Origin of the sequence: Shouchella xiaoxiensis, assembly GCF_016907895.1 — a bacterium.
Classification (GTDB): domain Bacteria; phylum Bacillota; class Bacilli; order Bacillales; family Bacillaceae_D; genus Shouchella; species Shouchella xiaoxiensis.
The window spans coordinates 260,033-284,694 of sequence record NZ_JAFBCV010000005.1; the positions used below are offsets into that span (position 1 = coordinate 260,033).

The 24,662-nt window shown below is 43.6% G+C and carries 22 protein-coding genes; 5 read left to right on the forward strand and 17 right to left on the reverse strand.

Going from position 1 to position 24,662, the window contains the following annotated elements; all coding sequences use genetic code 11:
* Window positions 1-35 precede the first annotated feature (35 nt).
* Window positions 36-1,175 carry a dicarboxylate/amino acid:cation symporter gene (locus JOC54_RS10455; RefSeq protein ID WP_204466189.1) on the reverse strand — a complete coding sequence of 380 codons (1,140 nt, stop codon included), beginning with the start codon at window positions 1,173-1,175 and terminating at the stop codon, window positions 36-38.
* Window positions 1,176-1,571: 396 nt separating this feature from the next.
* Between JOC54_RS10455 and JOC54_RS10460 the strand changes: the two genes are divergently transcribed.
* The 3 genes from JOC54_RS10460 to JOC54_RS10470 all read left to right on the forward strand — a co-directional run bounded on the left by JOC54_RS10460 (window position 1,572) and on the right by JOC54_RS10470 (window position 4,336).
* The gene (locus tag JOC54_RS10460; RefSeq protein WP_204466191.1) at window positions 1,572-2,084 is read left to right on the forward strand and encodes a hypothetical protein; all 513 of its coding nucleotides are present in this window, start codon (window positions 1,572-1,574) and stop codon (window positions 2,082-2,084) included.
* A 155-nt stretch (window positions 2,085-2,239) separates the two neighbouring features.
* Window positions 2,240-2,455 (forward strand): hypothetical protein, encoded by a 216-nt coding sequence (locus JOC54_RS10465; protein ID WP_204466193.1) that lies wholly within the window; start codon window positions 2,240-2,242, stop codon window positions 2,453-2,455.
* 570 nt (window positions 2,456-3,025) lie between these two features.
* A complete protein-coding gene (locus tag JOC54_RS10470) occupies window positions 3,026-4,336 on the forward strand; it encodes an alpha/beta hydrolase family protein (protein WP_204466195.1) in 1,311 nt (436 codons plus the stop codon).
* Between the two features lie 10 nt (window positions 4,337-4,346).
* On the opposite strand, the gene JOC54_RS10475 is transcribed toward JOC54_RS10470, so the two are convergent.
* The 7 genes from JOC54_RS10475 to JOC54_RS10505 all read right to left on the reverse strand — a co-directional run bounded on the left by JOC54_RS10475 (window position 4,347) and on the right by JOC54_RS10505 (window position 11,812).
* Window positions 4,347-6,668 (reverse strand): GAP1-N2 domain-containing protein, encoded by a 2,322-nt coding sequence (locus tag JOC54_RS10475; RefSeq protein WP_204466197.1) that lies wholly within the window; start codon window positions 6,666-6,668, stop codon window positions 4,347-4,349.
* Between the two features lie 619 nt (window positions 6,669-7,287).
* On the reverse strand, window positions 7,288-7,887 hold the full coding sequence (locus JOC54_RS10480; protein ID WP_148297829.1) for a nitroreductase family protein: 600 nt from the start codon (window positions 7,885-7,887) through the stop codon (window positions 7,288-7,290).
* A 207-nt stretch (window positions 7,888-8,094) separates the two neighbouring features.
* Entirely contained in the window at window positions 8,095-8,856 is a 762-nt protein-coding gene (locus JOC54_RS10485) for a class I SAM-dependent methyltransferase (protein ID WP_204466199.1), read from the reverse strand.
* 219 nt (window positions 8,857-9,075) lie between these two features.
* Window positions 9,076-10,281, reverse strand: a complete 1,206-nt coding sequence (locus JOC54_RS10490; protein ID WP_204466202.1) for a GTP-binding protein — start codon at window positions 10,279-10,281, stop codon at window positions 9,076-9,078.
* Window positions 10,282-10,343: 62 nt separating this feature from the next.
* Window positions 10,344-10,613, reverse strand: a complete 270-nt coding sequence (gene rpsN, locus JOC54_RS10495) for a 30S ribosomal protein S14 (RefSeq protein ID WP_204466205.1) — start codon at window positions 10,611-10,613, stop codon at window positions 10,344-10,346.
* A 169-nt stretch (window positions 10,614-10,782) separates the two neighbouring features.
* The gene (locus JOC54_RS10500) at window positions 10,783-11,373 is read right to left on the reverse strand and encodes a GNAT family N-acetyltransferase (RefSeq protein ID WP_204466208.1); all 591 of its coding nucleotides are present in this window, start codon (window positions 11,371-11,373) and stop codon (window positions 10,783-10,785) included.
* A 13-nt stretch (window positions 11,374-11,386) separates the two neighbouring features.
* Window positions 11,387-11,812, reverse strand: a complete 426-nt coding sequence (locus tag JOC54_RS10505) for a DMP19 family protein (RefSeq protein ID WP_204466210.1) — start codon at window positions 11,810-11,812, stop codon at window positions 11,387-11,389.
* Between the two features lie 168 nt (window positions 11,813-11,980).
* Here JOC54_RS10505 and JOC54_RS10510 point away from each other — a divergent pair, with 168 nt between their 5' ends.
* Complete coding sequence (locus tag JOC54_RS10510; protein WP_204466213.1) at window positions 11,981-13,480, forward strand: UDP-N-acetylmuramoyl-L-alanyl-D-glutamate--2,6-diaminopimelate ligase; 1,500 nt, start codon at window positions 11,981-11,983, stop codon at window positions 13,478-13,480.
* Window positions 13,481-13,523: 43 nt separating this feature from the next.
* Here the strand turns inward: JOC54_RS10510 and JOC54_RS10515 are convergent, their stop codons facing one another.
* From JOC54_RS10515 to JOC54_RS10555, 9 genes are all read right to left on the reverse strand, one after another.
* Window positions 13,524-14,489, reverse strand: a complete 966-nt coding sequence (locus JOC54_RS10515) for an ABC transporter ATP-binding protein (protein ID WP_204466216.1) — start codon at window positions 14,487-14,489, stop codon at window positions 13,524-13,526.
* A complete protein-coding gene (locus JOC54_RS10520; RefSeq protein ID WP_204466218.1) occupies window positions 14,486-15,475 on the reverse strand; it encodes an ABC transporter ATP-binding protein in 990 nt (329 codons plus the stop codon). The genes JOC54_RS10515 and JOC54_RS10520 overlap by 4 nt, the downstream gene beginning before the upstream one ends.
* 5 nt (window positions 15,476-15,480) lie before the next feature.
* Window positions 15,481-16,410, reverse strand: coding sequence for an oligopeptide ABC transporter permease (gene opp4C / locus JOC54_RS10525; RefSeq protein WP_204466221.1), 930 nt, complete (start codon window positions 16,408-16,410; stop codon window positions 15,481-15,483).
* A 12-nt stretch (window positions 16,411-16,422) separates the two neighbouring features.
* Window positions 16,423-17,379 (reverse strand): ABC transporter permease, encoded by a 957-nt coding sequence (locus JOC54_RS10530; protein ID WP_204466224.1) that lies wholly within the window; start codon window positions 17,377-17,379, stop codon window positions 16,423-16,425.
* A 63-nt stretch (window positions 17,380-17,442) separates the two neighbouring features.
* On the reverse strand, window positions 17,443-19,185 hold the full coding sequence (locus tag JOC54_RS10535; RefSeq protein WP_204466226.1) for an ABC transporter substrate-binding protein: 1,743 nt from the start codon (window positions 19,183-19,185) through the stop codon (window positions 17,443-17,445).
* 266 nt (window positions 19,186-19,451) lie between these two features.
* Entirely contained in the window at window positions 19,452-19,598 is a 147-nt protein-coding gene (locus JOC54_RS10540) for a hypothetical protein (protein WP_204466228.1), read from the reverse strand.
* Between the two features lie 92 nt (window positions 19,599-19,690).
* On the reverse strand, window positions 19,691-20,305 hold the full coding sequence (locus JOC54_RS10545; RefSeq protein WP_204466231.1) for a DUF1349 domain-containing protein: 615 nt from the start codon (window positions 20,303-20,305) through the stop codon (window positions 19,691-19,693).
* 21 nt (window positions 20,306-20,326) lie between these two features.
* Window positions 20,327-20,875: a maltose acetyltransferase domain-containing protein gene (locus tag JOC54_RS10550; RefSeq protein ID WP_204466233.1), complete on the reverse strand. Its 549-nt coding sequence runs from the start codon at window positions 20,873-20,875 to the stop codon at window positions 20,327-20,329.
* A 334-nt stretch (window positions 20,876-21,209) separates the two neighbouring features.
* On the reverse strand, window positions 21,210-23,114 hold the full coding sequence (locus JOC54_RS10555; RefSeq protein WP_204466236.1) for a TcaA NTF2-like domain-containing protein: 1,905 nt from the start codon (window positions 23,112-23,114) through the stop codon (window positions 21,210-21,212).
* Window positions 23,115-23,399: 285 nt separating this feature from the next.
* Between JOC54_RS10555 and JOC54_RS23510 the strand changes: the two genes are divergently transcribed.
* Window positions 23,400-24,530 carry a collagen-like protein gene (locus tag JOC54_RS23510; protein ID WP_437183534.1) on the forward strand — a complete coding sequence of 377 codons (1,131 nt, stop codon included), beginning with the start codon at window positions 23,400-23,402 and terminating at the stop codon, window positions 24,528-24,530.
* The last annotated feature ends 132 nt before the right edge of the window (window positions 24,531-24,662 follow it).

Here is a 24,662-nt window from a genome sequence, read left to right on the forward strand (position 1 = left end):
CATCTCTACAAAAAAATGTAGAGATGCTCCATTAGTTAATCCTTTTTAACGCCGTTTACAATCAAAGCTATTGCCCCGTCTCCCGTAACGTTTGTCGCCGTTCCAAATGAATCTTGCGCGAGGTAGATCGCAATCATTAGGGCAATTGCCGCTTCATTAAAATCAAGCATTGACGATAAAATTCCAGTCGCTGCGATAACCGCTCCTCCTGGAACACCTGGAGCGGCAATCATTATGACACCCAACATTAAAATAACCGGAATCGTGCCAACAAACCCTGGGAAGTCGAGACCTGGAGTTACGTACATCACCGCTGTAGCTGCCGTCACGATCGTAATCGTACTGCCAGACAGATGAATGTTTGCACATAGCGGCACAACAAAATCGGCAATTGAGTCTCGAATGTTGTTTTTCTTAACGGAGCTTACGGTAACCGGAATCGTCGCCGCACTGCTCATCGTTCCGAGTGCCGTAATATAGGCTGGCAGCATGGATTTCAATAGCCGAAACGGATTTGCTCCATTTACCACGCCAGCAACACTGTATTGGATGACGAGCCAGAACAAGTGCATCGAAATCGCTAGTAGCAGCACGATGCCAAATACACCTAACGTCTCAAACACTGTCCCATCATAGCTCATTTCAGCTAACACCCCTGCGATATAAAACGGGAGCAAAGGGATAATCGCTTTACGAATAATCAATTCTATGATTCCTTGGCCCTCTTCCATTACTCGTTTAAAAGTAGAAGCTCCTGTGGCAGCAATACCAATCCCCAGTACGAATGCCAAAGTAAGTGCTGTTAGAACGCCAAAGATCGGCTCTAATTCAAAGTCAACAAAACGCTCAAGCTCAGATGGGCTAGCAACTCCTTCTGCGCCAATGCCAAGCGTCGGAATAACAAACATTGCAACGGTAACAGCAAGAAGGCCGGCAAGAATCGTCGATAGATAGGAAATTCCCACCGTGAAGCCGAGCAGCTTTCCTCCTCCTTTTCCAAGACCGGCAATTCCAGCCGTAATAAAGAAAAGAATGATCAATGGCACCATAAAAAAGATAAAGCTACCAATTAAATCACTAATCGTTACCATTAGACGAGCAACCCACTCATTCGCAACGAGACCAATAACAACCCCAGCACCAATTCCTAGTAAGATACGAATAATTAATTTCATCTGCTTCTCCTTTCTCGTGATGTCCCTCTTAAGAATACAAGTGTCATTATAGCACGAACAAACCAATAAAAGATGATTGACTTTTTACAAATAGTTGGAAGTGTAGACTTTTCGTTTTTATCACAAAAAAAGAAAGAGCCAGCTACCGAGCTGGCTCTTTCTTGCAAAACAAAGATTTTTAAGGTGAATCGCATTTGGGGGAAAACACGATTCGGTATGTGTCAAAAGGAAAAGGGATAGCAAATCTTTTTTGATTTGTAATTCTCTTATAACCGCCTTTAATCAATCTTAAACCTTTTCTCAAAAACTTTTTTCAATATAAAATTACTTATATTGCCAATTGGACACATACTCTTCTATTGTGGCGGGTAAGAGACAACAAAGGAGGTTTTTATAGTGGGAAAACGAGTAACGCTCTTATTCATGGTTCTTTTTCTAGCTGCTTGTAGCAACGGAGATGAGGAGGATGCACCAAACGAAACAACGGATTTACCTGAAACAAATCCACAAGTACAGCTCTATGTAAACGGTGAAGCAATGAATGACTATCAATCAGAAATGATTTGCTGGCTTAATTGTGACAATGATTTCACTGGAGAAATAGACACAGAAGCCGCTCTTGAAGAGTTTGAGCCGATTCCTGTAAGCAGCACAGACGTAGTATCTTTTGACATTGTATGGGAAGAAACACCGGAATCCGTGCAACCAACACATCTCGTCGGCTATCGCACGTCTTCCAATCTGTATAGTCCAGCTGAAATTGACGGGGATGAGTACGCAATCGAAGACGTCTATTCGTTTAATCCTGTTGAAGACGCTCTTCATATCGTTCAAACGAATTTTGCTGATGACGAAGGCGAAATACTCGGTAGCATGGCCCTCTACTTTCTTGTAACGATTGAAGAATAGGAATAAAAGCTCCGGCTGCGGAGCTTTTTCACATTCACTCATTTGCCTTCTCCTTGCGCTATGCTATTCTTACTATAGATCGATTCGTTATTTTACGAAGTTGATATTCTCTTTTAAAAATAGCAGATTTGGAACACGATTCTAGGAGGCTTTCCATGTTACTTGCAGCGATTGTTAAAAGCATCCCTTCGACCTTTGGCGTTTTTCTCTTCAGTTTATTGTTTATGGCACTCTTTTTTGATGCCATTCAATGGGAGCGAATCATTATTTTTAGTTTTGGATTCCTGTTCATTTCAACAATCTATTACTTCATTCGATTAACTACAATGAAGCGACAGCTGATTGATAACAATAAAGATGAGAGTGCTTAACCTCTTGTATCCAGGCTTTTTTACATAGGCTGACGCTCACAGAAATCAGACAGCATACTGGCTAACTCGTGTGCCCTTATTCCTGATTTTCTGCTTATTCCCATGAATGCGTTGACGCTTTAAAGTGAAATGAGTAAGCTAATTGGTGTAATCCCCCTTTTTAGAGTCCTGCATCCCTGCAGGCCTCTTCTTTTTATGTCTGCAATAAGAAAAAGCCCTTTGACGTCGTCATTGGACTTTTCCCTCACTATGTACGCTTCATCTGTCTGTCGTCGCTGTCCAAGCCATTATCTATTCTTGACGGACTGGTCCCTTCAAACAATTTCTACACTTACCTTTTCTTCGCACCGGTGAGCTACAATACCCGCAATACTTTATAAACACTAATTCACCCATGTAAATCGTCACCTCATGGCGTAATTACCCATATTAAATCATTCGTAAACGTCAATACGATACTCTTGCTGTCATTGTCTAGCCACTATGCCAATGTTGAAACTATTCCTGAAACAAAATCACGCCTATTTCGTATAACAAGACATACATAATTGATAGAAAGAAGTTGACGCAATGATTCTTTTAGAAATGGTACTTGCAGGACTAATTTTATTCACCATCCTCCTCCAATGGACGAATGTGCGAAAAAAGCTTATTCTGATCACAATAATTGGACAATGGGTGACGTTAATCGCTTTGTTTGTTGACTATGGCTGGCGTTGGCCAATGATTCCACTCTACTTCCTTACGCTTTTTGTAACGGTTAAAATGATTCCCACTGCTAAAGCGAGCACAATTAGAAATAAGGTCATCCTCGCTACTTTCGTTGTATTTGCGCTTTTTTTGCCTGGAATTCTGTTTCCGTGGTATTCATTTAGCGAACCAACTGGAGAGTATGCCGTAGGTACCTCTTCGTATGAAGTAGTTGACTCGACCCGGGAAGAGCGTTGGTTAAACAATGAGGATAATCGTCGCCTAATGGTTCAATTCTGGTACCCAACGGATGATACAAGAAAGGAGCAAGCCCGCTATCATAATCACCCTGCCTTGTTTATGAACGAGTTTGGAAAAGAAAATGGCATTCCCGGTTTCTTACTCCAGTCTTTTGCCAAGCAACGAACCCATGCTCACAGTGACGCAACACTGTTAAATCAGGAGCAGCCTTATCCAGTTTTATTTTTCTCCCATGGTTTCGGTAGCAATCGTGGACAAAGTCAGTTTCAAGTAGCTGAGCTTGCTAGCCACGGCTACATCGTTATTGCCATTGATCATACCTACTATTCCCCCGGCACCGTTTTTGCCGATGGGTCAAACCCAGGAGTTGCGTCAATCGAGTTTAATGAAGATGAGAGCGTCATGGACGACTACGCCTACGAATGGAGCGCAGATGCCCGAAGCGTTATGAACTGGCTAGAAGATGTTGAATCAGGCCATTACATGGATACAGCTCTTGTCAGTCAATTCTCCGGCAATCTCGATCTCACAAGAGTTGGTTATTTAGGCCATTCGTTTGGCGGAGCTTCCGCTAGCCACACGCTCGCTGTTGATGAACGTTTTCACGCGGGTATAAACATGGATGGTTTTCCTTACGGAGATGCTGCTGAACTTGGAGTTACTCAGCCTTTCTTAACATTAACAAGTGATCAGGATATACTCACATCTTATATTGAAGACGAAGAATACCTATCCCGTTATTTTCAACAAGTGGAAGCAATTAGCGGTCCTGACAAAGTACATGCTATTCCTGGCGCAATGCATCTGGACTTCAGTGACATTCCTCTCTTATCCCCCATTACTTCTTGGTTTGGCATGACTGGTAAGGATAATCAACATAAATTCATTAATAAACTAACATTAGAGTTTTTTAACGATACACTAAACTAAAAAAAGACCGTCACCTTGCTGGGAGACGGTCAAGTGTAATTCTTTTATAAAATCGAGGTGTTCGATGCAACGGCTTCTCAATGTCTTGCCTCAATGCCTCAATTGCTTCAAGTTTTCCACCTAATTGATGATAGACTCGCTCGAATAAATCTGGGTTTTCAGCAAAATAAGCGATGAGCTTTAATCGCTCTGTCTGATACTCTCGTCTAGCTAATACATCAGGGATGATTGCTCTTAGCACATGAATGATTGTCTCTTCTTCAAAGCGCTTATATTCACGCGTTAAACAATCAATTGTCATTCCTACATCATTGTAAATGAAGCGTCTAAACATCGTTCCGCCTGCCTGTCCAAACTTATTTGCGAGAAGCGGCATGGCCCAGTGGTAGTAGCGCCTAAACAGCGCTGGTTCATCTGACTTAATGCGCTTCATCTGGATGGTAATGGTATGAAGTAACCCAACCGTGTCCTTTAATTCCACACGTTGGTTAACTTCAAATGTTGAAATCAGACAATCAAGACAAGGATCATCCCGCTTCATTCGATTAGACAGATTAAGCCATTCTTTATACTGGTCAATTTGTTGATTAATCGAGCGCTCTCCCCAATCGATTCGTGCTTTGAGTTCGGTAAAAAGCAATTCCGCTAACTCATTCGTTAAACGATGAGGATACAACTCGTCCACACGTATTAAGCTTAATTCCGTTAACAGCACCTTCGACCAGTTTAAATCTGGAGCTTGCTCCTGTAATATAGCGCGAAAAGAGTTACGCATATTTCGTAATCCCTCATCCGTCCAGTTAGTCAATTCACATTGACCAAACATTTTCGCAAACAAGGCCGGGTGAGCTTGACACAATGACCAGAGCTGTAGTCGCTTCTCTGCATCAGGCTCTCGCCCATTGCGATCTAAAATCGACTGTGCTAAACGTCGTTTACTCTCACTTAATCCACGTTTGCCATTGTCTTCATACGCCAGCTGCTTAAACAACAATTCCACATAAAATACGTCCTTCTTTCCGTTGTTTAGTTGCTGTAGATGTTTGCAACTATCCTTTAGCTGTTCATCGGTAAACAACAACTCATTCCAATTATGAGACGCATAAAAATGGAGTAGAAAGGCATCTGCATAAGCCATAAGTTGATCAAATTCTGATTCCTTTGTATCAACAAGCAACCCTTTTAACGATTCAACCCAGTAGGATACTGCTTTTCTCTTGTGCACGTCTGCTTTTGTTTTCTCACTACTATAAAGCAAGGATAACGCTAATTGCTTCGTATCCTCTAAATGACGTTTTTCATAGAGAAGTAAATCTACCGATATCGTATCCATTACCTGCTTTACTCTCGCCAAACTCGCTTTTGTTCGTGCAAAAGTTAGCATGCGCTCATAGTTAGTAGATTGCAGCTGTTTGTGTTCATTTAGAAATTGATAAAGCAAGGTTGCGCTTTCAAGATCTTCCTTGACTTCTTGAATCGTACACTCGTTCATAAAGTCATGCCATTCCTTACGCGCTTGCACTTGATACTCGTTTTGCGCCGGTGTGTCAAAGCGGTTTTGAATAAAATCGAATACATAACCATATACACCTTGATCAATATCTTCTTGATAATAGCGTGTTCCTTCTCCGAGCGTTGCCATGATCGGATAGCGCTCCCGCTCCAGATCATGTACATACGTTGAGAAATGCGCTTTCCGCTGCAAAGACGCAGGTAGATTTAGCTGAATTGCGGCAATCCACGTTGGCAATTCCTCCTGCTTATTAACAAGCAACAGTGCTTCTTGTCTAGCTCCCGTTTCAATTAATGCACGGACCATCTGCGATAGCCTAAGGGCATTATCCTCCCTATTTATAAAAGCATCCATGACATCTTCAGAAAAATAGCCAGTTGGTATGGAAGCTTCCAGCACAGGCAATGGTCTCGGCTTGTGACTAAAATCGAGCTCATTCATTGATAATTTTTTTCGAAATAGTGAAGAACGGTAAAATTGAATCGATGGGATTGGCCAAGCTCCTTTTTCCAGCACAAGGACGTGAGAAAAATAATTCCCGTATTTTCCCGACAAGTCTTTTCCACTATATACCGTTTGGCAAATGCCGTAGCGCCCGCTCTGTAACTGAAATGAGGTAAATTTAATAGGGAAATACGCATCAATTTCAAAGCGAATTGGCTGTGTCGGTAAATGGTTTGGTGGCTTATACAGACAAATTCGTTCTAATTCTTTTAGCTCACCGTCCGAAAAACCTTCCGATGATGAAAAAATCTGTTGACGTTTTCCAGCAGAGTGTTTTCGATTAAAGGACGTATAGTAGAGCTGTAATAACCTCACAAAAATCCCTCTCTTCCAATGATCCCATCACACAAATCTGAAAACTCATTGCGTTCAGACTTCCTTCCTCAGTTTCCAAAGCAACGCTTGTTAAACCGCAACAGAATCATTTCCACATAATAGAATTAGTATATATGACTACGACAAAAGACACAACTTAAAACCGTAATTTATAAACAGAAAATGACTTATTACCCACAATAGAAATCTTTCTATATACAGACTTCATTAGTAAGTACTAGAAATAATGCTTACATAAGGGGTTAACATACACTAAATAAAGAACCCTTGCTAATGAAAAAACAAGGAAAAGGCAGATGCCCCCATAGGATCATCCGCCTCTTCCTTCTATTCAATTTTTTATAAGGGCTAGGTTCAACAGACCTGCCTTGACGTTTAACTGCTTAAGGCGCTAAGTAATCACCTTCCCAGACGCGGTCACGGTTTCGCACCCACGGATCATTAAACAAACTCCATGCCCCTTAATTTTCAGCTGGGCTCCACATCTCATTCCAAGCGAGGAAATAGGTCTAATCTAACGCCTCCTTAGATTACCATATCTAGGAAAGCATAGACATAAAAAATACAGAGGCAGCTACAGCTACCTCTGTTTCCTTTTTTATTTATAAACTTTCACGCGCTCATCAAGCGGCTTAAATTCTTTTTCCCCAGGGCTTTGTAACGGCTTGCCAAACGGCATTTGCGCACGAAGCTTCCACGTTTCAGGAACATTCCACTCTTTTGCAACCATTCCATCAACAAGTGGGTTGTAGTGCTGCAACGACGCACCTAGTCCTTCATTCGCAAACGCTGTCCAGACCGCGAATTGATGCATACCAGACGATTGTTCCGACCATACAGGGAAATTATCCGCATAAAGGGCAAATGCTTCCTGTAGACCGTGAATGATTTCTTGATCTTCAAAAAATAAGACCGTACCATAACCCGCTTTAAATCCGTCCATTTTCTCTTGTGTTCCTGTGAAATCACCGTCACCGACAACACCTTTTAAAATGTCTGTCGTATTGTTCCAGAACTTGTCGTGCTCACCGTCTAGCAAGATAAGAACGCGAGCAGTTTGTGAATTAAATGCAGATGGTACGTATTTAACCGCGTGCTCAACGATTTCTTGGATACGCTCTTCTGAAACGACCTTCTCTTTTGAGATCGCATATGAAGAACGACGGTTTTCAATGGCTTCGAAGAAATTTGTCATAATGGTTTCACTCCTAATTTTCTTTTATCTTTGTATGTAATGCTCATGTTACTCCTACCAAGTGACCTTGACTAGTACGCACTTGATAGTGGCTTAGTATCTTTTAGGATACCAATTGATGGAACTGACCAAAACTAGGATGCCCTTAAACGTTCTTCTTATGTATGTGCACGAAACAGGCATGCCCCAAAGTGGAACATGCCTGTTTTGTTATTCTTTTACGTTGCGGGCAACTGTTAAAAAGCGGTGTTGATTGTTAAGCACAAACCCTTTGCTCGTTAATTCCTTATAGGCTTTTACTAACCCTTCAAAGTGAACGTCTACACTGAAATGAAGATACTCCCATTCAATCACTTTGACATAGTAAATTAAGGCTTTCATTGAGAAAAACGTTTGGTCCGGAAAATACTCTTCTGCCTGCACGATTTCAAAAGACGCTCCCTCAAGTTCTTCCACCGTATTACGCAAGTTTAATCCTTCAAAGGCAGGTTGATGATCTCCGAGTAACAAATCCGCCAACCGTTTTCCGTTCCGTTCTCCTACTTGTTGCGTAATAAAAATACCGTTTGGTTTCAATACGCGCTTTACTTCAGACACGGAAAACGATTCATGGCGATTTAATACGATATCAAACCGATTATCCGGATATGCTAAGCAATCATCAGCACCTACAAAGGCCAGCTTCACACCAAGAGGAACCACTTTCTTTTTTAATAGCGCAACGTTTGGTTCCCACCCTTCCGTTACTGCCGTTTTACCATACGGATGGTTTAGCGTTAACAAAAACTCTCCCCCACCTGTTCCCATGTCTAGCAACTCCATCTGTTCGGACAGGTGCTCGCGAACAATGGTGCGGTAACTCCATGGTGTACGTTCTTCTTCACACTCACCATCAAGTGCAGAAAAATCCCAGCCCGAGAAGTTGATTTGTTCGTTTTTTAACCATTCTTCTTTTAGTAACTGTATATTCATTTGAATAGCGCCTCCATCTAATTTTTTGTTCTTTTATGATGTGGGGCGATACAGTTAACTGATGGATTGTTAGCTAACGATACTCGATACAGAATCCATCAGATTCCTTAACTGTATCGAGAAATTACTTCGTTTCATGTTTCGTCATCCCTCTCTTGCTTTCCTATTAGTCTAAGGGTGAACGGCTCTAATTACAATCGAAAGTTTTGAATAGTCTTATCAATTCGAACTCACTTCCTCAATCGTCCAGCCGAATGGGTCAGGTCCTGGCTGCCAATGACCGATACGCTCCGCTTCCGTCATCAAACAAGCATCCAACTCAGCTTCAATCTTTTTTTGATTGAGCGAAACACCAATAAAAACAAGCTTGATGTGCCTGTCTCCGTACGGGGCTCTCCACTCTTCCTTTAAATGAGGATTGGCAGCCATAATCTTCCTCTGTTCTTCTGGAGACCGAGAGTCAACCCAATACGTAACTGGCTCTAATTGAACAGATGTTCCTGCCTGTGAAAACGTAAGCGCGACGTCATGATGCGTGCCGCACCAGACAATTCCTTTTGCCCTGACAATTTCTTCAGGCATGGAATCTGCCCACTCAACAAAGCGCTCAGCATGTAAAGGAAGATAGCGCTCGTAGACGAACGACCCAATCCCATACTCTTCTGTTTCTGGCATATGGGCTTCAGGACCAGCTGTTAGTTCTTTAAGCCACCCCGCAGACTCGCTCGCTCTTTCGAAATCAAACAGCCCTGTATGTAGAATCTCGGATGGATCTACTTTCGCTTGAGTTGACTGGATGATTCGAGCAGTAGGCTGAAGCTTACGCAACACGCTTTCTAATTGCTCAAGTTGATTCGGTTGTACAAGATCACATTTATTCAAAATAAGCACATCACAAAATTCGATTTGGTCGATTAGTAAGTCGGCAATCTCTCGCTCGTCCTCCTCACCGAGAGCTTCCTTTCGATCAAGCAACGAGTCACCGGAGCGAAAATCTGTCCAGAAACGATTCGCGTCAACAACGGTTACCATTGTATCTAATTGACAAAACCGTGTTAAATCAATGTTTAACTCTTCATCAATATAAGAGAATGTTTGCGCAACCGGTACCGGCTCGCTAATACCCGTTGATTCAATTACAAGATAGTCAATATCGCCCTGCTTGGCAAGCTTCTCTACTTCAATTAATAAATCCTCGCGCAGCGTACAGCAAATGCAGCCATTGGAAAGCTCCACTAGTTTTTCTTCCGTTCGTGAAAAGTTTCCTCCTTGCTCAATTAAACCTGCATCAATGTTCACTTCACTCATGTCATTTACAATGACAGCTATCTTTAACCCTTGGCGATTTTGCAAAATATGATTCAATAGCGTTGTTTTGCCAGACCCTAAATACCCACTCAATACCGTCACCGGAATTTTCTTCATGTCAATCACCCTCCTACAAATCGTAATTATTACGTTTTAAAAACAACAAAAAAAAGAACCGTTTACCAACTTGCTTTTTTCACACCTGGAATTTGACCTTTATGCGCAAGTTCGCGAAATGCAATTCGAGATAGTTCAAAATCACGTAGAACCCCTCTAGGTCGGCCTGTTACGCGACATCTTCTCGTAAGCCTTGATGGCGATGAATCTCGTGGCAGTTTTGCCAGGGCTGCGTAATCACCTTTTTCTTTTAACTCTTTCCGCAGACTTGCATACTTCTCAACTAATTCCTGTCGCTTTTGTTCTTTTGCGATTTTGGCTTTTTTCGCCATCCAAACCATTCCTCTCATTTTCCAAATCGTAATGATTACGAATTATAACAGCTACTTATGACCTTGGCAACCTCAATTTATTCATTAACGAACAGATCATAGCGTGAAGGACAGATTTATTACGTAACGATTAGTAAAAAAAGTCGTCCGTTACAAAAGGACGACTTTATTAGTCCAGCAATGTTTTGACATAACCGCTGCATTCATATACACGTTGAAACGACTGCTTGATTTGCTCTTTTTCATCACCGAGATAGTGGGCAAAGAGAAATTGTGGTTTCGTTTCGATCTCAACACCGTCAAACCACCGATCCATTTCATTTGCCCCTTCCGCATAAACGTGAAGATACGATGAACGTTTCGTAAATCCTTGCTTTTCGTACCAGGCGTGGACCCAATCATCATCCCTAGTCCACGCCTCTAAGTATGCTAAACCAAGCTTATCTGCTCGCTTTAAGGCTTCACCAAGTATCGTTTGTGCGATTCCCCTTCGTCTAAAATCAGGATGAATCGCCACATGCCAGATCATTCCACCTCTGCCAGTCCCTAACGTGCAGACAGTGTGATCGCTTTCTTCATATTCAAGATCAAGTAATCCGACAATCTGATCATCTATGATGGCAACGAGCTCTATAGACGAATTGACGTACGTTTCTTTTTTGATTAACACATTGTCAAAATAAGAAGTATTTAAAAAAGCGAGCACACGGCAGCGAAGCCATCCTTGTTCATCTGTTTTTTGATAAGTCCGAACATGCAAAGCTCATCCCTCCTTATCCAAATAACTCTTCCTCATGACGCAAATAATGCACTTCTAACAGCTGCGCTAACGTTCCAATTTGATAATAGCGCTCATCAGCCGCCTCAACAACTTCAATAAAGGCATCTTCAACCGTTTCGTCTTTCTCTAGCGCTTCGTAAGCTTGCCAAATTGGCATAAAATAAAATTGGATTAACTCGGCATAATTCGTTGCAGATATCTGTTCAAGTGCGAGACTAAGCTCAGCGACAAAAAAATCGATCCCCGTTTCCTTGATATAGGATTCAAGCCAATTACACACACTTTCATGACCTCCGCTTTCCATCTCTGAAAAGTAGTGATAAACCAACAGCGTTTGCTGCAGCCGTGGTTTTTCTACCGGAAGCTCTAATTCACTTAAACGCTCAACCATTTCGTTCCATTTATCTGCTGATCCCACGTCATCCTCCTTCATCCTTTTTCTTATCATACCGTTTTTTGCACATCTTGGAAAATAAGTATTTTAATAATTTACGTTTTAAATTCTTCAAAAAAAGGTATGAGTACAGACTAGTCTTTTTTTTATCGACTAACTCTACTAACTAGCCAATTTCGGAGGTACCATTGATTGACACATTTCAGCGGAAACACAGACGCTCTCGATAACATTGTATTTATTGTTGGACCAAAACCTGCTCCCATTACGGCACTAACCTATGATTCTAGAAAAGTAGAAAAGGACGGTTGCTTTGTTTGTATTGATGGGCATCAATCAGACGGTCATCTTTTTATTGAATCTGCTATACATAACGGGGCACATGTCATTATCGGAAGCAAGAAGAACATCCTGATGGATTGGTACTACAAGCGACCTGATTTAACCTTTGTGCTTGTACGAGACACAAAAAAAGCGTTGGCTCGCTACGCAACGACCTTCTATCAAAATGTCCATGAAAAAATGAGTTTAATAGGCGTAACGGGGACAAATGGAAAAACAACGATTACCGCATATATCCGCTCACTCCTAAACGCGCTTGGAAATCCGACTGGATCAATTGGAACAGCAGGTGTTTGGGATCAGCAGCAGAAGTTGGAGTTTAACAAATCAACACCAACAACACCAGAATCATCTGATCTACATTCTATTTTTTCCCACCTATACGAAAAAAAAGCAAGCCATGTTGTTATGGAAGCTACTTCAATTGCACTCGATCAAGAACGTCTGCATGGTATACAGTTTAATCTAGCCGTTCATTCCAATCTCTGGCCCGAACACCTCGATTTTCACCATACAATGGAAGACTACAAAAAAGCAAAACTACGTTTATTTGAGCAGGCCGATATAGCCGTTGTGAATAACGACGATGACGGAATGGCTCCTGATATCATCCGGATGTTTGAAGGAGAGCTTTGGACATATGGAATGGAGCGGGATGCAGATGTCAGAGCTCGAAATATGAAGAGCGTAGCTGCAGGTACTTCCTTTGACTTACTTGTTGATGGAAAGGTACATTCCGTTATCGTTCCGATTTTTGGAAATCACAACGTCGCCAATTTCTTAGCAGCAGTCACGACTTGTTTAGCGCAAGGACATGGCATCGAGAACATTCTTCGTGTTTTACCGCTGATACAAGGGCCGCCTGGGCGCTTTCAAGTGGTCAACAACTACCCAGATAGACAGCTGGTCTTGGATTTTGCTCATTCGCCTCGTGCTCTTGAAACGCTGTTCGAGACGATTGAACCATTTTCTTATAACCGCATCATTCTCCTGATTACCGGAATTGGCATCCGCGAGCGCCATTTACGACCTGAGATCGCTCAAGCTGTTGAAGGGAAAGCCGATGCATATGTGGTAACGGTCGATCATCCAGGTGATGAGGATCCGGAAATCGTCATGGCCGATGTTGTATCCGGGTTCACGGAAGTACCCGCAAACCTACATCTCGAGGCAAAACGGGGACAAGCGATTCAAAAAGCGATGTCACTAGCCGAAAAAGGCGATTTGATTCTCATCACTGGCATCTGCATGGAAACGTTCCAAATTGTAAAAGGAGAACGGGTTCCCTACCATGATTTTGATGAAATTAAATCCTTTTTACACAAACACCATGCCATAACAACTTGTTAAAAAAAGCGCTAATCCGAATGAAGCTGGGTTAGCGCTTTTTCCATTAAGCAAAATGACAAGCAACATAATGTCTTGGTTCCACTTCGCGAAAAGCAGGCACTTCTGCTGCACACGCTTCCGTCGCAAGCGGACAGCGCGTATGGAACTTACAGCCGCTCGGAGGATCAGCTGGATTAGGCACATCTCCTTTTAGTGGCACATGCTCCCGTCTTCGCTTAGGATCGGGTACTGGAACGGCAGCAAGCAGTGCTCTTGTATAGGGATGAAGCGGGTTTTGATAAAGTTGATCGCGGGAACCAAGCTCCATCATCGTCCCAAGATAAAGCACGCCAATTCGCGTACACAAATGTTCAACTACGCTTAAATCATGGGAGATAAACAAATAAGCCATGTTTTTCTTTTCTTGTAGCTCTTGAAACAAATTAATGATTTGCGCTTGAATGGACACATCCAGAGCAGAGACCGGTTCGTCCGCAACAATGAATTCCGGATCCATAATAACGGCACGGGCAATTCCAATTCGCTGACGCTGTCCACCACTGAATTCATGAGGAAACTTATCAATGTGGTAATGGGGCAAACCGCACAGCTCCATCACACTTAACACTTTTTCACGGACTGTTTCCTTAGTAGCCAATCCATGATCAAGCAGTGGTTCCGCAAGAGCCTCACCAATTCGCAAGCGAGGATTAAGTGAGCTAAATGGGTCTTGAAAGACAAACTGTAGTTTAGGGCGTAAACGGCGCATGTCTTTTTTTGATAGTTCGTGAATGTCTTGGTCTTTATAGGTAACCGAGCCAGCCGTAATCTCATGCAGGCGAAGCAGCGACTTGCCAATTGTGCTTTTTCCGCTCCCCGATTCACCAACAAGACCGAAAGCTTCGCCTCGTTTAATGGAGAAGCTGACGTTATCAACGGCAATTACCCGCTCGGGCTTTCGATTCAGGAAGGAGGCTTTAGCTGCATATACTTTTTCGAGGTTCTTCACTTCAATAAACGACGTACTCATCGGACAGCCTCCCTCTCTTCATAAAGCCAGCAGGCAACTTCATGTGTCTCCTGTCCCTCCTGTTTTAGCGTAGGTGCTTTGCTTGTACAAATATCCATGCAGTGTTCACAGCGATCAGCAAAATAACAGGAGTCAGGCAAGTCTACGAGCTGGGGCACCTGACCTGGGATCGTGTAAAGCTTTTGCTTGCGCGCACCGAGAATTGGTTTGGCTTCAAGCAGTCCTTTTGTATAGGGGTGCTTTGGATTCTCAAAAATTTCTTCAACGCCACCTTGTTCAATGACTTTACCGGCATACATGACAACAACATAATCAGCCACTTCTGCAACTACACCAAGGTCATGGGTGATTAACAGCATCGACATGTTCCGCTCTTGTTTTAACGAACGAAGCAAGTCTAATATCTGCGCTTGAATCGTTACATCAAGTGCAGTTGTCGGCTCATCGGCAATCAGCATTTTCGGATCACAGGAGAGGGCAATCGCAATCATAATGCGCTGGAGCATCCCCCCGCTCATCTGATGGGGGTAAGATTTGAGAATTTGCTCCCCTCGTCCAATTCCAACAAGCGCAATTAGCTCAAGCGCTTTTTGAGTCGCTGCTTTTTTTGAGAGCGTTGTATGATTTAAAATCGTTTCCTTCAGCTGTTCTCCAATTGTCAGCACCGGGTTAAGCGAGGACATCGGCTCTTGAAAGATCATCGCGAGTTCATTTCCACGGATTCGACGCATGTCTCCTTTTGAGAGAGTGCGCAGGTCGGTACCTGCTAGCTTCATTGATCCGGAAACGACGCCGTTGCCTGTAATCAAATCCATTATTGATAATGCGGTTACGCTTTTTCCACAGCCTGACTCGCCAACAATACAAACGGTCTCACCTTGACCAACCGTAAAGCTGACGCCATCCACTGCTTTAACAAGTCCTCTTTCCGTCTGAAAATGGGTGCGGACTTCTTCTACTTCTAACAGAGGTGTCTGCTTCTCCATTATCATCAACGTCCTTTCATATTCGGATCAATCGCATCACGCAACCCGTCCCCAAGCAAATTAACGGAGATCACAGTCGCAAAGATTGCCACACCAGGTGGGATCCAGAGCCACGGCCGGTTGGTAAAATCAATTAAACTATTCGCCGTATTAATCATATTGCCCCAAGATGCTGTCGGTGGCACAACACCAAGCCCAAAGAAACTTAAAACCGATTCGCTCAAAATCGCGCCACCAACGCTTAACGTAGCTGTCACAATCAGAAGCGGCACAACGTTTGGCAAAAGATGATTTACTACTTTTCTCCTGTCTCGTAAGCCAAGTGCTTCCGTTGCCTGCATAAATTCACGTTCACGCAAGCTTAACACCTGACTTCGAACAAGGCGGGCAAGCCCTGGCCAGTTAACGAGACTAAGCATGATCATCACGACATAAAGTCGTTGTTCCGCCGGTACTCTCCACTCCGACATCACTGCAGCCATAATAAAAAGAAGTGGAATACCAGGGAGAGTCATCAATATATCAGCAAGACGCATCACTATTTGATCAATAATGCCTTTGTAGTACCCACCAAGGATCCCGAGAATACCGCCAATCGATACAGCTAGAACCATGGCGCCGATGCCAACCGTAAGGGAGATTCGCCCAGCAAGCATTAGGCGCGTCAGCACATCCCGTCCTAAGTGGTCGGTGCCAAGCAAATGCGCTCCACTAGGTGACTGGTGAATCATTTGTGGGTTCGTCCCACTCGTCATATAAGGTGAGAAGAATGGTCCGACAAAGCTAAACAAAAAAATAAACAACAGAAAAAGGAGCCCAAACATCGCCATTTTGTTTTTAATAAAGCGACGTCCTACTTCTCTCCAGAGAGAGGATTTCTGTCCTTTTTCAAGGTCAAGCGCAAGCGATGACCGGGTATCTGGACGATTTTCCATCCTGCTCCTCCTTTATTTCACTCGAACTCGTGGATCAGCAACACCATAGAGCAAATCCGCAACTAAGTTGCTAATGACGGTAAGCAACGCAATAAACATCGTAAAGCCCATTAACAACGGATAATCCCGTACGGAAAATGCCTGCATGTAGATTGCGCCAATGCCTGGCCAGTTAAAAATCTGTTCAATGATAATCGCCCCACTAAAAAGCGCAGGCAGCTCAAACGCAAACAGCGTAATTGCTGGCAAAAGCGCATTGCGCAAAGCATGTTTGTAAATAACGACTTTTTCTTTAAGCCCTTTTGCCCGGGCGGTTCGCACAAAATCTTGTTTAATGACTTCGAGCATGTTTGTTCTAAAATACCTCGTCAGTCCGCCAATCCCGAGCATCGTTAAGACAAGAACGGGCAGAATCATATGCTCTGCAATATCCTTGATGTGCTCCCAGCCGCTGTAGTTCATACCCGAGCTAGTCATTCCTCCTGCCGGAAGCCAACCGAGGTCCACCGCAAAAAACTTAATTACAATCAATCCAAGGAAAAACGACGGAGTTGCCATTGCCGCGAACACGAGAAACGTGACAAAACCATCAAAGAATGAATACTGCTTTGTTGCTGATACAACGCCAACCACAACAGCAATGCCCCACGTTAAAAAAAGCGAAGCAAAGGCAACAATAAATGAGCTCCATATGTAATTTCCTAGTACTTCCGTAACTGGACGCTGGAACTGTAGCGAATAGCCTAAGTCCCCTTGAAACAAGTTTCCAACCCAAATAAAGTAACGAATAAACGTCGGTTGATCAAATCCATAAAGTGCTGACAGCTCGGCCTTGCGTTCAGCAGTCAAGTTCGGATCGGCATCAATGAAGTTTCCGGGTACAAGTGAGTATAAGAAAAAGATAAGTACAGAAGCACCAATTAATGTTGGGATTAGATAGAGCAATCGTTTGACTACATAATTACTCAACGAACGGTCCCCCCTTTAGTGAAAATGGAAACGGAGGACAGATGATCCGTCCTCCGTTCATCCTTACTCTGCAACATCAATGACATTCAAGTTTTCAAGACTAAGAGATATGCCGCGGAAACCGTTCGGTTCAAATCCTTCGACTCGAGCATTTGTCGCAGATAACACCTTGTTGTAGTTTAAGAGAATCATTGGTGGATCATCCTCAAGTGCCTCATAGAGCTCATGGTAAGCAGCAGCCCGTTCATCTAAATTACTAACAGCTACCGTTGCATCAATTAACGCATCAATCTCTTCATTTCCATACGCTTTAAAGGTATTCCCTGTATGCTCTGAATGGAATGTCTGCACACCAATATGTGGGTCTGGCTGCATCGTCGTCGAGAAGCTAACTAAGTCATGGTCCCCATTATCAACGCGAGCAAGCAAAGCGTTAAAGTCCATCTGTTCAATTTGCAAATCAATACCGATCCGCTGATAGTCTTCTTGCAGCAGCGTTACAAGGACATCACTCGCACCACTTGCTTCAGTTGTGAAGAAATAGACGCGCAATTTCTCTCCGTCTTTCTCACGAATTCCATCAGATCCTTCAACCCAGCCAGCTTCTTCAAGCAAGCGCTCAGCTTCTTCTGGGTCAAATGGGAAGCCCTCGATCTCATCGGTATGTGCCCAAGATACAGGCGCAACCGGAACATTTGCTACTTGTGCAAACCCTTGGAAACGAATATCTACGTAGGTTTGACGGTCAAATCCATAGTTAAAAGCTTTCCGAACATTGGCATCTTCGAAGATCTCTGATTCATGGTTAAACGCAATATAGCTGTAGTTTGACGACGTATATAAATCAATATTGGCAAACTCAAGCGATTGCAACATGTCAAAGTTGTCTTGATTTGCTGCAAAAGCACTGTAATCAAGCTCGCCAGTTTGGAAGAACTGCTGGGAATCCCCCTCGGTTGTCCGGTAGATAAACGCATCCGCATCTGGTTCACCATTGTAATAATGCTCATTAGATGTAAAACGAATTTCTTCGCCTGGGTTATAGGCCTCAAACTTAAACGGGCCAGCGCCAAGAGGACGAAGGTGGAAATCACTTATATAATCGAGATCGCCTTTTTCATACTGTTCTCCGTAATAAGCTTTGCTTAACACTTGCCCTCCAAGCATTGTCAGCGCCCGCGCATTCGGCTCTTCCACCTCAAACTCTATTGTTTGTTCATCAACGATGGTAATGCCTGCTATTTCCGTTGCGTCGCCTTCTTTGTAATCAAGCCCCCCGACAAGATTCGTTTCCGAAATATCCGTTGTTCCTGGATAGCTAGGATCGTACAACAACGTAATCGTAAACGCGACGTCTTCAGTTGTTAGTGGCGTCCCATCATCAAACAATAGATCATCACGCAGCGTGAAGCTGAATGTTAATTCATCATCTGAAACATCCCATGTCTCAGCTAAGCGGCCAAACGGTTCACCGTTTTCATTAATGTCAATTAAAGGTGGAAACATAACAGCTTGCACATTCCCATCGTAGCCACTTGTATTAAAGTAGGGTGTAAACACACCACCCGGTTCTTGCAGTCCAACGACAACCGTCTCCCCCCGGTTCGTTGCAAGTGCAGGTGATGCAGCTGGGTTACTTGCCTCCACTTGCGTATCTTCGACAAGCTGAACATCAGCTACTTCTTCTTCTCCGCTGTCACTGCTAGTTGGAGGCGTTGGCTCATCACTGCCCATTTCCGTATTGCAGGCCCCCAGCACCGCCGTAAGTGCAACTGCAGGTATCGTTAAAGACCATCGTTTTTTCATCTTTTCTCCCACTCTTCCCTTTTGTCTCATGATTTTTCACAACTTTATGTAAAAAAAGTGATCTTCATTCATTAAACCACATTATTCCGATTAGTCAACAAGAGATTAAATTCTTAGTATAAAAGTCGGTTTATCCTATTTGTGCAAAAAAGCTCATCATACAAACAAAAAAAGCCTTTCACTAATTTGTGAAAAGCTTTCTCTTATTCATATTTCATCGACTTCACACATCAACTATTGGAACGTTTTTTTACGATTATTAACCGTTATTTCTCCACTTTTCGATACAATTGACTCTGTTCATCAACATAGTACTTCCGTCTGATAATGGACAACGGCCGCCACGTTCTCGACCACTCTTTTTTAAGCTGAGAATAACCCATATCGTCCCCCACACGATAAAGATTTGACAAGTCCTACCTCTTAATTTTTTGTCAGTGAAAAGGAAATTGTGAGGGATGTCATTTCACAAAAGTTGGCTACTCGTTTCCTGTCGTGTTTGAGTTTAATAAGCCGACTCTTCCTCAGCAAATTCTTCAATTACCAGCGATTGAAAAGCGAATTCCGCGTCTTTCCCTTGAGGACTGCATCCATACAATCCAGCGTGGACTTGCTGATTCTTACTGCACAAATGAGCAATACGTATTTGCGTCCAATGAATCTCATCGCTTGATACATCAACATAGTACGTCTGCTTTTTTCGCGTAATTCGGTACGACATCGCTTCAATCGTTTCAATGGGCTGGCTTGACCAGTCCGAGTAGCCATTGTTCGTCACAACTACACCAAGCTTATTTGCTTCAGCTGGGATAAATTCGCTTGATGTTTTTAACCAATTGTTCTCGTCAAAACGAATCATAAGACCGGCTTGGTCATAGCGATTAACAGGAGACGTCACCACCCTTGTCGTTATCCGAAAATCACCTTCAATCTCCGCATAAAGAAAATGGCCATTATCTCGCCGAAAGCCATAGTGCGTTCGTTGCCAAAAATCGGTGTCTGCATCTGATCGTATCTTTAACCCATTCTCTACAACCCAATGCGATGGTTCATTCAGCCAGTTGAGCTTGTCACTTATTGTTTTTTGCGTAAATGATTCCTTCAGAATCGTCTTGTCCATCTGCCTCGCCTCACTCCGCTTTTAAAGTGTTTTAATAATTCGTGCGGGATTCCCACCAACTACCACATTACTTGGCACGTCTTTTGTAACCACGGCACCCGAAGCAATTACAGCATTATCACCGATAGTGACGCCTGGATTAATAATCGCGCCGCCACTAACCCAGACCCGGTCGCCAATGGTTACGGGTTTGCCGTATTCCACACCGGAAATGCGTTCCTCTGCATCCAATGGATGTGTGGCTGTATAAACATGAACACCCGGTCCAAACATGACATCATCACCAATTCGGATTGGACAGACGTCGAGCATGACCGTGTCAAAGTTAGCAAAGAAGTTTTCTCCAACAGAAATGTTGTAGCCATAATCACACTTCAGCGTTCCTTCAAACATCACTTCTTCACCTGTTTGGCCGAGCCATTCTTTAATAATTGCCTTACGCTCTCCATCATCCGTTGAGCGCTCAAATTGATACATCAACTTACGCGAACGTAAGCGACCCTCCTGCAGTTCTTTATCAGTAGGAGCGTATAGTTCCCCCGCGATCATTTTCTCTTTCTCTGTTTTCAACTTGTCCAACTCCTTCTTTCGATGAGGTGCTTTCACCCCATTAGTTTAAGTTGTTCCGCTTCAATGAGCAAATGCAAAATAGCCTTTGCTAAAACGTTACTTTTGTTAACACACTAACTACAGGAGAATTCGTCGCTTTCCGGGGGGCACTGCCTCAGCCTCCTTCGTGGAAAACAGCCACTCCAGAGTCTTCAGACACGTGCTGATCCCCTAGCAGTCTTCGGATTCTCCTTCCGCTCATTTTAGTATAAACTAAACGACGAACGTTCCTATTTTCAGGAATGTTCGTCATTTGTGTCTGTCTATCTACTCTTGTCCCAGCCCCGCCTAATCTTTAATTAATCTCAAAGCGGTCTTCCGAAATGACCTCATGGATCTTATAGGTACCATCAACGCTCCTAATAATGAACTCGGTTCGTCTCTCTTGCTGCATATCTTCATCTGATTGTTCGTTGTACCAATTAAGCTCTTCGTAAATTGAAACAAGCCACTCTCCGTCTGAAACTTGTTCTTGCCCGATATAAGTCGGTTGACTAATTAATTCCTCAGTAATATCCGCTGCATTTAACTGTTCAATATACGTCACTGCCTGGTCATAAGCAGGTCCATCAGCAGTAGTTGACGCTCTAAGTATTGAGTCATCCCCACCTCTGCTAATCGAATAGAAAGAGCCAAAGTAATCAGACGCTGTCGTGATCGCTCCATCGCTTAATACAGATTGTCTTTCATCAACTGTGCTTACTTCTTCTCCGGGGTAGCGCCCAAAAAATGTATCAGATCCACTAAACGATTCGTATGGATTGTCCGCCTGCCTCTCACCACTGTACAGATCACAGTCACGAACAGACCATTCGCCGTCAACATAATCGGCATTAAGCAGGCAGTACAAACCATGCTGCTCTAACTCATTTTCGGCGTCACTTATTTGAGCATGGTAGACAACTGGAATACGCAATTGACTAAGATCGTGGTCAAGAAACGTCACCTTCGCTCCTTCAAACGCAATGCCGACCTCGTCAATTTGTCCACCAAAGTTTTGCTTAGGCCAGACGGTTGCCCCATCACCTGATTGATTTTCTAGAAAACCTAACTCCTGATTCGCTTCCGCTTCAAACCATCGTTCCCCATAAGCACGGACCGTCTCAACTAGCGGTTCACGCTCATCTTCAGGTAAGACGATAGCCCTGTAATCGATGTCGTAGCGATTTTCTTCTAATTGAATCGGTTCAGAAGTTGACGTCCCCCAAGGCAATTCTCTCTTAATATGAAAATGATGCTCGCTTGCTGGATCGACCGGTCCCAGAACAAGCGATTGTCCCTCCAGAGTATAGGTCTCATCTTCAAACACAATTGACGTTGGGTACGAATCAAACTCATCACGCTCAAAAATCGCTAAACCCGGTTCATAGTCAAGCACTAACTCTTCCTGACTGATTCCGTCCATTGTAAATTCCGCCACAGCTTCAGCTTCTCCCAACTCGGTATCAAGACTTGCAGATAAGCTGTAAATACCAGGAATAAGTGGGCCATACGTTAAGGAGCCATCGTTTTCCTGTTCTTTTTCTTCAACCCACTCTTCCTCATTTAAAAAATACGTTGCTTCAGGGTGCGGATACGCAATGGTTATGTAGCTTCCCGTTACTTGAATCAAATGCTGGTCAAAAATTCCGAGCCACTTGCCTTCCTGCACAACCGAAAACAAGCTACCTTCCTCTTGATTTTGTAAAGCTCGACTAAGCTCTGCTAACTGTTGCTCTGTTTCATATAAAGCAGTGAGTCCACTTGCTTCATATGGTTGCACGCCTGACCCATCTTCATAAATAGAAAGCCGCTCGATCGTGCGGTTGTTATCTCGCTCTAGTGCCTGCACAAAACGATCAATTGTTGCACTTTCCGATACATACTGCTTTCCGGCAAAATAAAGACCGATAGTCACAGCAACCAGTGCCACAAATCCTGCAATGGCCATCAGAATCCGCTTTCTCCGTATATGATCTTCTACAGGAGAAACCGCCCGCCACTTCGGTTCTCGAATTGTTGTTTCCGATGATTCTTCGTCCTCTATGCCTGGTTCTTCAAGTTTCGACTCGCCTTCCTCATTTGAACTTGCGTCCTCATTAAGAAGTTCATTTCCCTTTGTTTCATCATTTTCAGTGTTTTTTATTTGTTCTTGACCACAGCTGCCGCAGAACCGACTTTCTGTCTTTAACTCGGCTCCACAATTTGAACACGTTCTCAACATAAATCCCCCTTAACGTACAAAATGCTGGTAAAAGTATAACACGTTCACAAAAAAAGAACGTTTATTACGAATAAATTAACTATTATGTTTTCCAAATTTACTTACAGGGCTAACTACGTATTAAGTGCACCACCTAAACCAAGGGCGCATACCTATAGAACAGGATTAAGCTCAGAGAGGTTGATATTTATGAAAAGATGCCAATACTGTCAACTTGAAGCATGCATATGCAAGCAAAATGTCCAATACTTTAACAAGCATACACGTGCCCGACCAATCGGAATGACTGGTCCAACCGGGCCGACTGGACCTGCCGGGACACCTTCAGGAGTTACTGGAATGACTGGGGCTACTGGACCTACAGGTGCTACAGGTGCCACGGGGGTTACTGGTCCTCCAGGAACTGGGGCAGGGATAACCGGAGCGACTGGACCGACCGGACCAGGGCCCGTTGGACCAAGGGGTGGAACTGGCCCAGTAGGACCAACTGGACCGACTGGTATTGGGCTTAGTGGGGCTACAGGGTCAACAGGAAATACTGGCGTCACAGGACCTACAGGCAGTACCGGGGCGACTGGCATTGGACTTAGCGGAGCAACAGGTTTTACTGGTAGTACCGGGGATACCGGACCTACGGGACCACAGGGCGTTCCTGGTTCTCCTACTGGAGCGACTGGTGCCACTGGACCAACTGGACCAGGACCCGTTGGACCACAAGGACCCACTGGTGCGACTGGCTTAACTGGTGTGACAGGAGCGACCGGCCCAACAGGAAACACTGGACCGACCGGGATTGGATTAAGCGGTTCGACTGGTGCGACTGGTCCCGCAGGCCCTACTGGTGCCACTGGTATTGGACCGACTGGACCGACTGGAGCTGCTGGTGGCGGCGGTGGCGGATCTGTTTTCATTCAGACCACCACACTCGGTAGCGTCAATACGCAAATTCCTTTTAATGTCGGAGCTGGAAATAATGAAGTTTTAGGTGCGTTAGTTTACAATAGCGAAGTTCCTACCGTTGTTGATCGCTTAGCTTGTTACATCACACAAATTGGAACAGCAGGTCAATTTCAATTAGCCGTTGGGCTTCCAACTTCAACAACGACTGTCCAAATAATTGGTGTTACTGCAAATTATACTGGAACCTTACCTGGTGGTTTGTTTATTCTTCCGCTTACAACACCGGTTGCAATCCAAGAAGATACGCCTTATTACTTGATTATCAAGGACCAAGACAACGGTTCTGCCTATGGTGGGATAACAGCTGGTTATGGTACAACAGTTGCTGGATCACCCATTAATTTTAGAGAGCAGAATGTTGTAAACCCACTAGTTGGTGGAGAGATACTGAGCACAACTGATGTAAGTTTATCGCTTACACCATGGATTGCTGCCTTGACGGTTGACTCTTAAGTTACGAGCAAGAAAGAAACTCTTCTGTTAGAAGAGTTTCAGGCTGTTGAGAAAGTAATTTCTCAACAGCTTTTTCTTATTTATAGACACCTAAACAAAAATACTCTTGTTATAATGGAAAAAAGAACGGAA

Excerpts from the sequence above, each read along its gene's own strand:
- JOC54_RS10545 (WP_204466231.1), bottom strand. The coding sequence starts at position 20,305 with ATGGACAAGACGATTCTGAAGGAATCATTTACGCAAAAAACAATAAGT.
- JOC54_RS10515 (WP_204466216.1), bottom strand. The coding sequence starts at position 14,489 with ATGAGTACGTCGTTTATTGAAGTGAAGAACCTCGAAAAAGTATATGCA.
- JOC54_RS10455 (WP_204466189.1), bottom strand. The coding sequence starts at position 1,175 with ATGAAATTAATTATTCGTATCTTACTAGGAATTGGTGCTGGGGTTGTT.
- rpsN (WP_204466205.1), bottom strand. The coding sequence starts at position 10,613 with ATGGCGAAAAAAGCCAAAATCGCAAAAGAACAAAAGCGACAGGAATTA.
- JOC54_RS10470 (WP_204466195.1), top strand. The coding sequence starts at position 3,026 with ATGATTCTTTTAGAAATGGTACTTGCAGGACTAATTTTATTCACCATC.
- opp4C (WP_204466221.1), bottom strand. The coding sequence starts at position 16,410 with ATGGAAAATCGTCCAGATACCCGGTCATCGCTTGCGCTTGACCTTGAA.
- JOC54_RS10520 (WP_204466218.1), bottom strand. The coding sequence starts at position 15,475 with ATGGAGAAGCAGACACCTCTGTTAGAAGTAGAAGAAGTCCGCACCCAT.
- JOC54_RS23510 (WP_437183534.1), top strand. The coding sequence starts at position 23,400 with ATGACTGGTCCAACCGGGCCGACTGGACCTGCCGGGACACCTTCAGGA.
- JOC54_RS10485 (WP_204466199.1), bottom strand. The coding sequence starts at position 8,856 with ATGAATATACAGTTACTAAAAGAAGAATGGTTAAAAAACGAACAAATC.
- JOC54_RS10490 (WP_204466202.1), bottom strand. The coding sequence starts at position 10,281 with ATGAAGAAAATTCCGGTGACGGTATTGAGTGGGTATTTAGGGTCTGGC.
- JOC54_RS10535 (WP_204466226.1), bottom strand. The coding sequence starts at position 19,185 with ATGAAAAAACGATGGTCTTTAACGATACCTGCAGTTGCACTTACGGCG.
- JOC54_RS10465 (WP_204466193.1), top strand. The coding sequence starts at position 2,240 with ATGTTACTTGCAGCGATTGTTAAAAGCATCCCTTCGACCTTTGGCGTT.